Below are 15,109 nucleotides of genomic sequence, written 5' to 3' on the forward strand. Positions count from 1 at the left end.
CCGACTTGTTGTCGCGCTCGAGCTCGAAGCCGATCTTCTGGCCTTCGACGAGTTCGCGCATTCCGGCGCGTTCGACGGCCGAGATGTGAACGAACGCGTCGGCGCCGCCGTTGTCAGGCTGGATGAAGCCGAAGCCTTTGGTGGAATTAAACCATTTTACTGTGCCAGTGGTCATGATGAACCCTTTCAAAGCATAGAGTGAGGGTCGGCGGAAGCGATGCTTCGCGGACGGTGATACGACTATTTTTGAGAGAGAAGGTTCGAATAGAGCGCGGTGCCAATCGCGCGGTAGACAAAGCTCGGCAAGCAAAAGATCGATTACGCATCTATAGGGTATTGAGATTGTCACGTCAACGATTAGTTTTCACTGGGCGCTATCTCGCCCATAGGTTGCGCCGATCAAACGCCGCATCAAATTCCTGAAAAAGACATGGGTGCGGTAACCATATCAAAGTCGCTGGGTTCCTCATAAAGTATTGAACTTGTAAGTAGGTTTTCAATTGTTGACCACGCTGAACGCGTCGTTATTTTCTTGAGGATTTCGAACCGGCAACTCTACCGTTCCGCTCCACATATCAACGAGCATGCCCATTAAGTGCCGTGCCTGTTCGGGTTCGATATGATATGATGTCTCTGAACGTCGCATGAGGATTTGCATCCGGCGACTTTCCTGCCGACTGATGGCTCGTGCCCCGCGAGTTTTCGGCCCTCGAGGGCCATTTCTATGTCGAACGCACCAATAGTTCATTTCGAAGCGGCGAGTACGCTTGCCGTGGTGGTTTCATCGAACGAGCCGCTGCTTTTCCTTTCCAGAGACCAGAAGGTCATAGCAGCGAGCACATCGTTCTGCCGGACGTTCGAAATCGATCCTGCGACAATCCCCGACAGAACGCTCGCTTCGCTTGGAAACGGCGAATGGGCAATGCCCAAGCTCGCCTCCCTCCTGCAGGCGACCGCGTCCGGAAGCGCGCGGATCGAGGCCTATGAAATCGATCTCCAGCGGCCAAACCGCAAAACGCGACAGTTGATCGTCAATGCGCAGATTCTCGACGACGGCGACACGGCGCGTATCCGGCTGCTGCTGGCCATCACCGACGTAACGGACGCGCGTGCCGAAGCGAAACTGAAGGATGACCTTATCAGGGAAAAGGCCATCCTGATGCAGGAGGTCCAACACCGGGTCGCAAACAGCCTTCAGATCACTGCCAGCGTGCTCATGCAGAGCGCACGCCAGATTCAATCTGAGGAAGCGCGCGGCCACCTTCACAACGCTCACCACCGGGTTATGTCGATCGCGGCCGTGCAACGGCAGCTTTCTATGTCCAGCGCCGGCAACGTTGAACTGCACACCTACTTCACGCAGCTTTGCGAAAGCCTCGGCGCGTCAATGATCGCGGACGACGACCGGCTTTCGATATCGGTGAACGTGGATGACAGCGTGGTAGAGGCCGACGTTTCTGTCAGCCTCGGGCTCATCGTGACAGAATTGGTGATCAACGCGCTCAAGCATGCCTTCCCGGGGCAACAGATCGGCACGATCGTCATCGACTATTGCTCGACAGGCAGCGACTGGACGCTTTCCGTCGCTGACGACGGCATCGGTATACCGACCGGCAGCCTTGCCCCAAAATCTGGCCTGGGGACCGGCATCGTAGAAGCGCTTGCCAGGAACCTGGAGAGTGAAATCCAGGTGAGCGACGCAAATCCCGGCACCGCCGTGATCATCAGGTACCGAGGAAACGCGCGCCGCCAAACCTAACTTCCAGCCGCCGCCTCGGAACGTATCTACAATTGGAACGCTCTATCAGGGAGCGGACAGGCTTCGCTTCAAACGATGCCCTGATGAGGCTCAGATGTTCAACGGCAAGGCGGTCATCCTCGTGGTCGAAGACAGTGCACTCATCCGGATGAGCGCCGTCGATCTGGTGCTATCTGCCGGTTACGAGGCCCTTGAGGCCCGGGACGCCGACGAGGCCATTCGCATCCTGGAAGCGAGAGCGGACATCGACCTGGTGTTTACGGATGTACAGATGTCAGGAACGATAGACGGCATCAAACTGGCGCACTACATCCGCGACCGATGGCCGCCGGTGAAGTTGATCGTCGCGTCCGGCCAAGCAATCATCGAAGACAGCACCCTGCCAACGGGTAGCCGGTTCTTCGCGAAACCCTACGAAGATCACGCAATCGCAGACGCGATTGCCCGTATGCTGTCGAGCCCATAGGGAGACCCGTGCATCCCGGAGACACATCCACCAACAAACGCGGCACCTTCGACTGAGAAAATTGCCGGCTCCGTCATTCTTTCGCTGAACAGCGGGCGATCCGAAGACCGCCCGCTCAAGATATCGTGGATTGGTTACTTGGCCAGATGCCAAACACCCCCGACGCCATCGCCGTTGGCTTCACCGGCCTTCTTGTCCTCGGCATATGTGTAGAGCGGCTTGCCTTCATAGGCCCACATCTCCATGCCGTCCGCCGCCTTGACCAGCGACCATTCTCCTTCAGCCTTGGCGCTCACGGCGGCGTGGAATGCCGGCCATTTCTTCAGGCAATCCGCATCGCAGTTGGACTTGCCTTTGGCATCCTTGTCGAAGGTATAGAGGATCATCCCCTTTTCGTCGGCCAAAGCCTTGCCCATCTTGGTGTCGACCATCTTGGCAGGCTCAGCTGCGAAAGCCGACCCGCCCAGAGCAGATACCAGGCCAATCGCAATCAGCATCGTTCTCATGACATTCTCCAATTTGGGAGTGCCGGCGGAATGCCGGTAGCGCCCGATCTAACGAGGAGAAGCCCATCAGGGATGGACGAGGTTCCATTTGGCATCACCCAATCGGAGCGCTCAAAAACGGCATCGGGCGTTGAAAATTTGAACCGGCCCGACCGCCGTCACCCCGCCTCCGCCTGACGCCACGCCGCGATGGGTGTTTTTTCCGCCCTGCCGTTCTCGACGGCGAGCACGCTGTCGAAGAAATCGGCGCCGCTCGCGGATCGTATGGGCGAAACATCATGCATGACGGCGATCACCGTCGCCTCCGGGCAATGATCCCTGATCGCCTGATGGAACGCATATACTGCCTGGGTATCGAGCGCGCTCGTTGCCTCGTCGAGAAACAGAAGACCCGGCCGGAGCAAAAGGATCCTGGCAAGGACGAGCTTCTGCTTCTGGCCTCCGGACAGAAGCAGATCCCAGCTTTGGCCGTCGCGGCCATCTTTCAGGAGTTCGTCGATGAGTTCGCCGAGCCCCGCCTCGTGCAACGCCACCGCGACACGCGTATCCGGGTAGTCCTCGGCCGCATCCGGAAGACAGACGAGATCCTTCAAGGATACGGCCTGAAGCTTGACGTCCTGGGCGGCATACAGGGTCCTGACATGCCTCGGCATTGCGATCGTGCCGCGACCATGCGCCCATAGACCGTTGATCGCCTTGAGAAGCGAGGTCTTGCCGCTCCCCGACTCGCCAACGACCAAGGTCCACTCGCCCGGCAGGAAACGGAGGTCGGCGGCGGCCAGAAAAGGAAGATCGGCGCCCGCATGCAGAAGTTCGATCCGCCGAAGAGCGAGGCCGAGCGCGGAATCCTGCTTCGTATACTGGAATTCGTATAGGCCGGTTTGCGAATAGAAAGCCTCGGGCCGCTGAACGGTTTCGATCGCCTCCGCGAGATCGGTTATGCGGCGGGCGTTCGCCCTGAGCGTCGCAATGTCGGGCATGACGTGGATAAACCACGAGCACTCGTTGATGAGTGCATTGGCCAGCTCGGCACCCGTAACGTAATGCTGCAGGCTGACCTTGTTGTCCATGTAGGGAATCAGGCCCGGCGCATAGGCGACGATCCGCGAGCCGATGAAATTGTGGACGAGCTCGAACCCCAAATAGCCGGCAGTCACCCGGTTCAGGCTGGCCCAGGTTTTGTCGATGTCGAGATACCGGCGCGCATTGACGACCTTCTGGGCCCTTTCGCCATGGAGGACGGCAACATGGAAGCTGCGATGCAGCAGGGTGTTCAATTCGGCGCGGTAGCTGCCCTCGGCCCATTGCATGCGCACCGACAGGCGCTGGAGGATCCCACCGAGCTTCGCCGCGACGACGGTGTTGAGCGACACGTAAATCGCGACCGCCGCGAAGGCCAGGAACGCGCCGCCATAGCTGCCCAGGAACGCGAGCCCTCTGACATGGCTCGACATCTCGATGAGCTTGCTGCCGACGAAGCCAAGGGACAGCACGACGCCGGCAATGCCCATCGCGAGCCCGATTGCGCCCCCGGTCATGCCTTTGATCGATTCCTGGACGCGTTGATCGACATTGTCAGGCGCGGGGGTAGCCGATCCGGCCGCGCCGGATCCGAATTGCTGAAGATGGAAATGCGTGTGGTTGGTATCGAGCAGGGCTTCGTTGAAGCGTCGGTCGAGCCATTCGCGCCACTTGCGGTGGAGCGTGGTCGAAAAGAAATGGCGGACTGCCGTGAAACACACGTCCTTCATGATCGCGATCGCGGCAAGCGTTGCCGCTGTTGTCAACAGGGCCGTGGGCGTGGTGGGTGTGGTCGGATGGTGGAAATTGGCGATCCGGTTGATCAGTTCGCCCGAGGTGACAGCGAACCAGACGCTGGCCTGGGCGGACAATGCCGTCAGCACAAGGATGGCGCATGTCAGTCCCCATGCCTCGCGCCAGCTTTCGGAAAACCAGTAGGCGCGCATCAGGCCCCAGAAGCTGCGCATTGACGAAACCGGGCTTGTATGGCCGCGCGTCTCGCCGCCGATCATCCTTCTGACGGATGAGCCTATTCGCCGGGCATGACTGCGCATGGCGACTTGATCTCCCCGAACCGATGCAAGCAGAAATCTGGCGCAGGCGCCGCAGTTGTCAAATCGAGACGACGAGCCGAGCGCCGAGACCTTGAGGCTCGCTCACATGAATACCCCCGCCTGCCGTCAGGTCATCGTTGCTTGCCGCCCCGACAATGTGTCAATCTCCACGCGATAGAAGACCGGCCGCGTTTGCGCATCCGGATGCGCAACCCCTTCAGGCTTGTAGGCGCCCGGTTCCCACCAGTTGCCGCGCTCCTGCAGGAGCTGCCAGGCGCGCATATGTTCGCCATGGTCCTTTTCGTCGTCAGGCAATTCCCGATAGAGGCCCTCCAGAAGGACGCTTTTCCATTCCTCCGAGGTCACCAGCTGTTCGACCTGCACGCAGACGCGCGGATTGAAGCGAAGGCTGTCGATCTTCTTTCCCCGCAGTGAAAAACTGTAGAAGACGCGTTTCTGATAGACGTAGCGGATCGGCACGACATAGGGCCGTTTGCCGGAGATACATCCCAGATGGCCGATGGAGTTCGTCGAGAGCGTGGCCTCGCATTCCGCCCTTGTCATATCCCGCAAAATCATTTCGACCTCCCGGCATGGCTGCCATGGAAAGCGGGGCGATGGACGTCCGCCGCCTGCAATCGATTTTGCGCCTTTTCAAGCGCTGTGGCAAACAGCCGCAACACGGCGGGTTTGCTCTGGAACAAGGGCGGTCATGGAGCGTTGAGGTGAAGTGAAGTGCCGTCCGCACATGCCACCTACGGCAAGACGATCACGAGCACTCACCGGAGCCTGTCATGGACATCACCACCCTTGTTATCATCCTCCTTGTCGTCGTTCTCTTGGGCGGCGGCTTTTATGGCCGTGGGCGCTGGTATTGAGCCACATCGTTCCCTATGCCCGGCCTGCGCTAGCGAGCCGGGCAATCCAGCCTCGAACACCAAGCTCGCCGTTTGTACCGTGATAAATTCTAGGCGGACGCGACTTTCGAGCTTCATCGACAGTTCATTCAACCAGCACCAGAACATGCCTGTCACCATCCACGGGCAAACGTATCGGGCCGCCGGCGTGGGGCAATGAAGAGCCGTCCAACGTCGCGGAGGGTGGTTGATCGGAAGCCCGTCTGACCTCGATATTGTAGCAAGTGTCTCCCAATTTGACCGTCACCTCGACCTGCAGCCATGATGCCGGCAGGCAAGGGTCCATCACGAGCACTCCGCCTTGCCGGCGCAGGCCGAGGATGCCCTCGATGCCGGCACGGTACATCCAGGCGGCGGAGCCGGTGTACCATGTCCAGCCGCCGCGCCCGATATGCGGCGCGACCGAATAGACGTCGGCGGCCACCACATAGGGCTCGACCTTGTAGCGCAGCGCCGCCTCCGGCGTGCCCGCATGGTTGATCGGGTTGAGGAGCGCGAAGAGACCGTGCGCCTTGTCGCCCTCCCCCAGCCGGGCGAAGGCGAGGATCGCCCACATGGCAGCGTGGCTGTACTGGCCGCCGTTTTCGCGCAGGCCTGGCGGATAGCCCTTGATGTAGCCCGGATCACGCGGGGTTGCGTCGAAAGGCGGCGTGAAGAGAAGCGCAAGCCCGTCCTCCCTGCGGATCAGGTGGCGCTCCAGCGACGCCATGGCGGCGGCGGCACGGGCGGGATCGGCGGCGCCGGATAGAACCGCCCAGGATTGGGCGATGCTATCGATCCGGCATTCGTCATTGTCCTTCGATCCCAGCCATGAGCCGTCATCGAAGGTAGCGCGCCGGTACCAGGCCCCGTCCCAGGTTTCCTGTTCAATGGAAGCCTTGAGCTTCTCCGCATGCGCCTTCCAGCGCGCGGCGCGCGCGGGGTCGCGGCGCTCCGCAAGCGGCGCAAACAGGTCGATCGCGCGGGTAAGCAACCAACCAAGCCAGACGCTTTCGCCCTCGCCGCCCTCGCCGACCCGGTTCATGCCGTCGTTCCAGTCGCCGGTTCCCATCAAGGGCAGGCCATGCCGGCCGGTGAGCGCGACAGCCTGGTCAAGGCCGCGGGCACAATGCTCGAAGAGAGAGGCCGTCTCATCGGAGGGCGTCGGCTGGAAGAAGGCATCGTGTTCTCCCTCGGCGAGGACCGGCCCATCTAGGAAAGGGATGGCTTCATCGAGGATCGGCGCGTCGCCGGCCGTTCCGATATAGGTCGCGGTGGCGAAGGCGAGCCAGATGCGGTCGTCGGAAATCCGCGTGCGAACACCCGCGCCCGAATGGGGCAGCCACCAATGCTGCATGTCGCCTTCGGCAAACTGCCGACCGGCGGCGCGCAGGATATGCGCCCGCGTCTCCTCCGGCCGGGCGAAGGCCAAAGCCATGCCGTCCTGCAACTGATCGCGGAAGCCATAGGCGCCGCTGGCCTGGTAGAAGGCCGAGCGCGCCCAGATGCGGCAGGCGAGCGTCTGGTAGAGCAGCCAGCCGTTCAGCATGATATCCATCGCTCGGTCCGGCGTCCTGACCTGCACGGTCTGCAACAGCGTCCGCCAATGCTCGGTCACGTCGGCAAGAACCGTATCGAGATCGGCGGCGCGGTAGCGGGTGATCAGCGCGCAGGCTTCCTCGGCCGAAGCGGCCTCGCCGAGGAAGGAGACGAGCTCGATGCTTTCGCCCGGGTCGAGATCGATCGTGCATTGCAATGCGGCACACGGATCGAGACCCGCGCCGACCTTGGCGCCGAGGGGCTTTCTTCTTGTAAGCGCCGCCGGTCGCGCGGAGCTGCCGCCCCGCCCGAGGAATTCCGCGCGGTCGCCAGTCCATGCGGTCTGCCGGCCGCCGAGATCGGCAAAGGCGATGCGACCGGGAAATCCCATTGCGGATCGATTGCGGGCGAAGATCGCGCCGGTCTCCGCATCAAGAGATGTGGCGATGAACGGCGCGTTTGCACCCCGCAGGGTGCCGAGCACCCATTCGGCATAGCTCGTGACCGACAGGCGGCGCGGCCGCGACGAATGGTTGGTCAGCGTCAGCCGTGAAATGCGGATGGGATCGGCAAGCGGCACATAGGAGAGCAGGTCGCTTTCGATCCCGTGCGCCCGATGCGCGAAACGGCTATAGCCGAAGCCGTGACGCGCCACATACCGTCCGTTGTCCCGAATCGGCTGGGCCGTCGGGCTCCAGAGCTCCAGCGTCTCCTCGTCGCGGATGTACAGCGCCTCGCCGGAGGGGTCACCGACCGGGTCGTTGGACCATTGGGTGATCTGGTTCTCACGGCTGTTTTCGGCCCAGCTATAGGCGCTGCCATCGCTCGACACCTGGAAACCGAAGGCGGGATTGGCGATGACGTTGATCCAGGGCATCGGGGTCATCGCGCCGTTTTCCAGCACGGTCACATATTCCGTGCCGTTCCGATCGAACCCGCCCAGCCCGTTGAAGAATTCCAGATCCACCGGTGGCGCGACCATCTCGGCCGAGGATTTCGAGGGAAAGGATGGCGGCAGAGGAGCCGAGCGCTCGACGCCAGCAGAAAGGCGTGCGAGCTGATCGGCGATGAGGCCATGATGGGCGGACAGCACGACGCGCGCGGTGGCGTTCAGGAGATTCTTCGTCTCCTGGTTCAGGAAATCGGCGCGCAGCACATGCACCGCGCCCTGCGCCGGCATGTCGCCGAAACGCGGGCGGGACTGGCTGGAGCGCACGGCGGCTTCAACGGCGTTCTGCAAGTCCTGCACATAGGAGGCGGCACGTTCGTTGACGATCACCAGATCGACGGCGAGCCGCTTGATGCGCCAGTATTCGTGTGCGCGCAGCATCTGGCGCAGCTGGGGAAGGTCTTCGGTATCCTCGATGCGCAGCAGCACGATCGGCAGGTCGCCGGAAATGCCGTAGGGCCACAGGCCCGACTGCGGCCCGGCACCGGCGAGGATGGCATCCGAGGCGGGACGGAAGCGCGCGTCGGCATAGAGGATGGGCGCGGCAAGACGCTGGAAGTCCGATGCCTCCTCCAGATCCATATCGAGATGGTGAAGCTGCACCTGCGCCTGGGTCCAGGCGAGCGTCTTCGCCCGCTCGAAGGCGCTTCTGTCGTGGTGCTTGTCGATGCGTTCAAGAAGCTCTTCTCGCGACCGTGCGACGACCGTCCAGAAGGCAATGCGCGCCACTTTGCCGGGAAGCACCCGCACGCTGCGGCGTAGCGCGAAGATCGGATCGAGCACGGTTCCCGCGGTGTTGGAAAGCGCCTGCCCGTCGTGGATGGCGGCGGCGTTGGCGATGGAACGGCCGCGGCCCAGGAAACGGGCGCGATCGGATTCGTATTGCGGATCGGCAATCGCATCGCCCTCAACCACGGCAAAGTGGGCGGCCCAGATCTCGGCCTCCGAAGGCGCCCGGCGGCGGCGCGTGGCGATGAGCGCGCCGTATTCGGCCAGATGCTCGGTCTCGACGAACATCTTGGCGAAGGCGGGATGCGCGTTGTCGGTTGCCGGCGTGGCAAGCACCAGTTCGGCATAGGAGGTCAGCTCGATCTCGCGCGCCCGCCGCCCGCTATTGGTGAGGCAGATCCGGCGCACCTCGCCGTCGTCCTCGCCGGAGACGATGACATCCATCTCCGTCGTCAGCGTCTCGTCATGGCGAATATATTGCGCGTGATCCTCGCCGAAGACCACCGAGGCCTCGGCCCTGTCGCCGACTACCGGGAGCGTGGGGGAGAAGATCGTGCCGGTCTGCATGTCCCTGAGAAAGATGAAAGCGCCGCAATCGTCGCGGGTCGCATCCTCGCGCCAGCGCGTGACGGCGATATCGCGCCAGCGGCTGTAGCCGCCGCCCGAGGCCGTCAGCATGACCGCATAGCGCCCATTGGACAGGAGATGCGTGACCGGCGCGCCGGCGACGGGCAGCGAGAGCCGGCGCACCGACGGCGCCGGGTTCAGCGAAATGCCCGCGGATGCCTTGACCTCCTCGGCGCGCGGGCGGGCGATCGCCACGTCGCGCGGCATGCGTTCCGACAGCAGGAGTTCGCTGGCCATGATCATGGGCTCGCGGTGGAACCGCGCCCGCATACGCCCGTCCTGCAGGAGGACGGCGATGGCGACGATGGTCATACCCTGGTGGTGGGCCATGTAGCTGCGGATGATCTCGACGCGGGCGTCTTCTGGCAGGCGGGCGCGGGTGAAGTCCAGCGCCTCGTAGAAGCCGTGCACGCCGCGCGCGCCAAGGGATTCGAGATGCCGGTAGTTTTCGAGCGCAGCATGGGGATCGACCATGGCGGCAAGGCCGGTGGCATAGGGGGCGATGACAATGTTGCCTGACAGCCCGCGCTTGAGGCCGAGCCCCGGCACGCCGAAGTTGGAATATTGATAGGTGAACTCGATGTCACGCGCATTGAAGGCGGATTCCGATATGCCCCAAGGCACGTGCCGCGACCGCCCATAGGCCTCCTGCCGAGCGACGATCAGCCTGTTCGTGTCGTCGAGCAGGCTTCCCGCCGGTGCGCGCATCACGAGCGACGGCATGAGATATTCGAACATCGAGCCCGACCAGGAGATCAGCGCCGAGCCGCTGCCGAGCGGCGTCGCCGCCCGGCCGAGGCGGAACCAGTGCCGCGTGCCGATATCACCCTTGGCAATGGCGAAGAAGCTCGCAAGCCGGGCTTCCGAAGCGAGAAGATCGTAGCAGTTCGGGTCGAGCCCGTTGTCGGCGAGCGAATAGCCGATGGACAGGAGCTTCCTGTCGGGATCGAACAGAAAGGCGAAATCCATGTCGAGCGCCATGGTGCGGGCCGTGTCCGCAAGCGCCTGAAGCCGGGCTTTCACGGAGGCGGCATCATCGCGGAAGACCTGTCGGTCGCGCGCGGCCTGTGTGACGGAACGGGCGAGCGCGCCGATCCAGAACGTAAGATCGGCGGCCGTGCCGTCATCGGCAGGTGTTGCCTGCTCGGCCAGTTTCAGGGCCTTGTCCAGAAGCCGCGTCAATGCGGGTGTTGCGGCCTCGATGGATTGCGGGCCACGCACGAGGGTTTCAGCCTCGTCAAGAATGGCTGCCAGGCTGGCACCGGGATTGCCGGCCGTCTCGCCAAGGGCCATGCGGGCGAGCGCCAGCGTATCGCCGAAACCCTGGCCGTCTTCCGCCGGCGGCGTCGCGGCCCACTCCTCGCAGGCATTCGCCAGCGCGATCAGATGGCCTGCGAGATTGCCGCTATCGACGGAGGAGACGTAGGGGGGAGCGAGGGTTCTGAGATCGCGCGTATCGTACCAGTTGAAGAAATGCCCGTTGAACCGGTCGAGCCGCTTGAGCGTCGAAAAAGTCGCCTCCAGCCTTTCGAGCGCTTCAAGCGTTCCCACCCAGCCGAAGTCGCGCGCAGCGACCGTCGAGAGAAGATAGAGGCCGATATTGGTCGGCGAGGTCCGGTGGGCGATGGCGGGCAGCGGGGTTTCCTGGAAATTGTCCGGTGGCAGCATGTTTTCCAGCGGCGTGACGAAGGTTTCGAAGAACCGCCATGTGCGCCGCGCGACGAGCCGGAGTTCCGCCGCATCGGCATTCGAAAGCGCCCTGCCCGGCCGTGCCGTCGGCGACCGGCTGACCCAGAGCGCGATGGCGGGCGCGGCCGACCAGAGGAGTGCCAGCAACAGCGCCAGAGGCCAGGCGACCGGCGAAAACGCGACAGCAGCGGCCAGGAGGACCAGCCCGACGACACTGCCGCCCGCCATGTCACGGTAGAAGCCGGCAAGCGTCAGCCGCATCCGGTTTCCAGATGTCGCGGCGGTCGTCCACTCCAAGAGTTTCCTGCGCGTCACCAGCAGCCGACCGGCGGTTCTGAGCACGGCATCGCAATTGCGCCAGGCCTGATCGGGCAGGAAGAAGAGGCCGAGCGCCGCCTGCATCGCGGCGAGCTTGATATCGCCGGCAAGCCTGACGGCATGGCTGCTCAGTTGCAGGCCGCTGCGGCGCGGCAGGATGGCGAAGGCCACCGGCAGGAAGGCGGGAAAGACGATGCATGAAGCGACCAGCAGCGCCGCGGTCACGCCCGCCTGCAACGGCATCGCGCAACAAGCCACGAGTGCTGCGAATGTCGACGGCGCGATGAGGGTGCGGCGCAGATTGTCCAGCATCTTCCAGCGGCCGAGTGCGGGAAGTGCCCGCCGCCCGAATATCCACGGTAGCAGCTGCCAGTCACCGCGTGTCCAGCGGTGCTGGCGCCGGGCGGCAACGTCGTAGCGCGACGGAAAATCGTCGACCACCTCGACATCGGAGGCGAGCCCCGCCCGCGCGAACGTGCCCTCGAAGAGATCGTGGCTGAGAAGGGTATTCTCCGGAATGCGGCCAGCCAGCGCCGCCTCGAAGGCATCGACGTCATAGATGCCCTTGCCGGTATAGGAACCCTCGCCGAACAGGTCCTGATAGACGTCGGAAACGGCCGCCGCATAGGGATCCATGCCACCGGGCGCGGAAAAGACCCGCTGGTAGAGCGAGCCTTCGCGGCCGATGGGAAGCGACGGGGTGACGCGCGGCTGGATGATCGCATAGCCGTCGACGACCCGCTGCTGCACGGTATCGAAGCGCGGCCGGTTGAGGGGATGCGCCATCTTGCCGATCAGCCGCAGGACCGTGTCGCGCGGCAATTTCGTATCCGCGTCGAGGGTGATGACATAGCGCACGTCCGGCGGGACGGATGGCGACTTTCCGCCAAGCGCCATGAAGCTGGTGTCGGTGGCGCCGCGCAGCAGGCGGTTGAGCTCGTGCAGCTTGCCGCGCTTTCGCTCCCAGCCCATCCAAACATTCTCGCTGGCATTGAACCGGCGCTTTCGATGCAGCAGCAGGAAGCGGTCGCCGGCCGGACCCGGCCCGTGCCGGCGGTTGAGGTCGGCCATGGTCTCAACAGCGAGCGCGAGAAGCGCGCCATCGCCCTCGACGGTCTCCTGCGAGGCGTCCTTTCCGTCGGTCAGCAAAGCGAAGCTCAGGTCGCCGCCCGCGCCCGAGAGATGATGGACCTCCAGCCGCTCGATCTGCTCCAGCAGGTCGGCACGATTGCTCAGGAGCGTCGGCACGACGACCAGCGTGCGTGACGACGATGGGACGCCCTGCGCGAGTTCCAGTCCCGGCAGACCGGTCGCGCTGTGGCTCCAGCTCACGAAGCGGTTGACGAGCGCCGTCGCGATATCGCTTGCCGGCAACAGCGTCAGCACCGCGAAGACGATCAAGCCGGGCGCCGAGAGACCGGCGATGGACAGCAGCCATAGCGCAAGCACCAGAAGCATCGCCGTCACGAGCCCGATCGCCCCGACATAACCGGCAATGCCCGTGCGCGCCGCCAGCCGCCCAGCGATCAGATGCCGGGGCGGGCGGAACCCGACCGCGCGCTCTAGAGCCGGCCGGCCTTCCGCGATCAGGTGGTAGCCCGGATCGCCGACACGTTCGGCCTGCGAGGCGGTGTCCCCCGCGAACGGTGCGGCCTGCGCCGCTTTCACCGCCTGCCCGGCAATGTCGAGTTCCGACAGGTCCGAGCCGCGGGCGAGGTCTTCGAGGGCGCTGCGATAGAGGTTGCGCGTGGCGAAATCCATGCGGGCGAAGCTGCCGTCGGCCGAAAGGCACGCATCGACGAGGCTGACTTTTTCAAAAAGATCGGCCCAGTCAACATCGCTGATCAGCCGCATGCTGGTGATGATGTTCCTGATCGTGACATTCGACGCGCCCTGGCGCTGCTGGGCATGCCGCACCACGGCATCCACCGAGCTATCCTGCCTTGCCAGCCGCGCCTCCAGCCAGCCATGCGCCGGCGTCGTGCTGGGGTCCTGGTCGCGCAGCCGTTTGGCAAGCTGGGCCGCGAAGAGTTCGGGCAGGGGGTCGGCGGAGACCCTTTCAAGCGCGCTGCCGTGACCCTCGTTCGCCAAGAGCCTGTCGGCCAGCGCATCCGCCTCGGCACGCATGCGGCGCCCGGCGGTAATCTGGTCGGCAAGCCTGCGCAGGTTCTCGACGAGCACGATGCGCAGGGTGATCGCCACAGCCCACAATTCACCGATCGTCAGGGGTTGGACCTTTTGATAGGCGGCTATGAAGCGGACGAGCGTCTCTGGATCGAAATGGCTGTCGGTGTGCGCGACGAAGGCCCAGGCAATGCCGAAGACGCGTGGATATCCGGCGAACGGCCCCTCGGCGAGTTTTGGCAGCTGCCTGTAATAGTTGGGCGGCAGGTCATCATGAATCTCGCGGATCTGCTCCTCGACCAGATGGTAGTTGTCCAGCAGCCATTCGGCCGCCGGTACGACCCCTCGCTCGTTTTCCACCTCCAGGGCGCTGGCACGATAGGCGGCAAGCAGGACCGCTGCGTTGGTCTTCAGGCGCTTGTGCAGCGACTGGACGGACGGCGGCCGCTTCGTTACCGGCTGGGCCAGCGCTAGGGTCGCTGCGTGCTGCTCGAGCCTTTCAATGCCGAACAGTTCCTCCCGTACCGGCATGGGATCGTTCCACGGCCCGTCCGGCGTGCGGCGGAAACCGAAGCCGGACGACGGACGGTCGCCGTCGCCTTTCCCGTCCGCAGCCGCTGGCGGCTCCGGCGGCGGTTTGGAACCCGCCTCGGTGTGGAGGATCCGTTCGGCCCCGGTTCTTTCGACAACAGCGGTCTCCGAGTTGCCAATGTCTTCCACGCCACGCTCTTGGCCTCTGGCCATAATCATTCCTTTGCCCGGATGCGGCCAGGCAGCCGGCCGGGCGAAACCCGGCAATCGTTCTGGGGATGTGAAGGGTCGCCGAAGCTCCGCTCCAGTGTTAGGCGCTCTCAGCCGAAATCGGCGCGCGTCAGGACGTAGGCCGGCTTGCGGGCGGCGGAATAGGCGCGGCGGGCGGCCGTGTCGATGGCGGCGCGGGCGGCGTCGAAAGCCTTGAGATAACCCGCTTCGGAGGTCGCCGTCGGAAAGATATCCGTCGCCGCGAAGAACGGGATTGCAAACACGCCGTCATGACCGATGAAGCGGATGCGCTTGCCCGCCTCTTCGTAGCTTCTGCTCGGGTTCGGAAAACTGAGACTCATGGAACGTTCCTCGTGGTGGACGGCTGCCTCTTCGCTACGAAAAGCCGCCGTGAGCACCGGAAACAGTCGCGCCGGCGCCCTTCAAAGAAATAATGTCATCCAAAAACGTGATGCAGACCGCATAAATTCTCGGAAATTCAAAGAAAAAATTAGACTCATGACTGTAAATACTCGTCGACAACCCATGAGTCCATACGTTTTTCGATCGAATTCATCATATCACAGAAATTAAAATCCTGATTTTTATTTTACGACGAGAAAAAATCACGAAACACCAAAGAAAAATCTTTAATTTCATTTGCTTTATGCCCGTTAAAGCGCACACTGAA

The 15,109-nt window shown here is 63.2% G+C and carries 8 protein-coding genes; 2 read left to right on the forward strand and 6 right to left on the reverse strand.

Features of this window, described 5'->3' with window-relative positions; translation table 11 throughout:
- Nucleotides 1-190: cold-shock protein (locus tag D0Y60_RS13205; protein ID WP_147324527.1), on the reverse strand; the 190-nt coding region annotated here is incomplete at its 3' end.
- A 534-nt stretch (nt 191-724) separates the two neighbouring features.
- Between D0Y60_RS13205 and D0Y60_RS13210 the strand changes: the two genes are divergently transcribed.
- Both D0Y60_RS13210 and D0Y60_RS13215 read left to right on the forward strand, forming a co-directional pair.
- Complete coding sequence (locus tag D0Y60_RS13210) at nt 725-1,759, forward strand: PAS domain-containing sensor histidine kinase (protein ID WP_117370436.1); 1,035 nt, start codon at nt 725-727, stop codon at nt 1,757-1,759.
- 94 nt (nt 1,760-1,853) lie between these two features.
- The gene (locus D0Y60_RS13215) at nt 1,854-2,225 is read left to right on the forward strand and encodes a response regulator (protein ID WP_117370437.1); all 372 of its coding nucleotides are present in this window, start codon (nt 1,854-1,856) and stop codon (nt 2,223-2,225) included.
- 134 nt (nt 2,226-2,359) lie between these two features.
- Here D0Y60_RS13215 and D0Y60_RS13220 read toward each other — a convergent pair whose 3' ends face one another.
- The 5 genes from D0Y60_RS13220 to D0Y60_RS13240 all read right to left on the reverse strand — a co-directional run bounded on the left by D0Y60_RS13220 (nt 2,360) and on the right by D0Y60_RS13240 (nt 14,780).
- Nucleotides 2,360-2,731: a hypothetical protein gene (locus tag D0Y60_RS13220; protein WP_117370438.1), complete on the reverse strand. Its 372-nt coding sequence runs from the start codon at nt 2,729-2,731 to the stop codon at nt 2,360-2,362.
- A gap of 158 nt (nt 2,732-2,889) precedes the next feature.
- A complete protein-coding gene (locus tag D0Y60_RS13225) occupies nt 2,890-4,806 on the reverse strand; it encodes an ATP-binding cassette domain-containing protein (protein WP_348627860.1) in 1,917 nt (638 codons plus the stop codon).
- A gap of 126 nt (nt 4,807-4,932) precedes the next feature.
- Nucleotides 4,933-5,385: a pyridoxamine 5'-phosphate oxidase family protein gene (locus D0Y60_RS13230; protein WP_117370439.1), complete on the reverse strand. Its 453-nt coding sequence runs from the start codon at nt 5,383-5,385 to the stop codon at nt 4,933-4,935.
- A 423-nt stretch (nt 5,386-5,808) separates the two neighbouring features.
- Nucleotides 5,809-14,421, reverse strand: a complete 8,613-nt coding sequence (locus D0Y60_RS13235; protein WP_245409173.1) for a glucoamylase family protein — start codon at nt 14,419-14,421, stop codon at nt 5,809-5,811.
- A gap of 107 nt (nt 14,422-14,528) precedes the next feature.
- On the reverse strand, nt 14,529-14,780 hold the full coding sequence (locus D0Y60_RS13240; protein ID WP_117370440.1) for a DUF1488 family protein: 252 nt from the start codon (nt 14,778-14,780) through the stop codon (nt 14,529-14,531).
- Between the last annotated feature and the right edge of the window lie 329 nt (nt 14,781-15,109).

Source organism: Shinella sp. WSJ-2, from assembly GCF_003432075.1.
GTDB lineage: Bacteria > Pseudomonadota > Alphaproteobacteria > Rhizobiales > Rhizobiaceae > Shinella.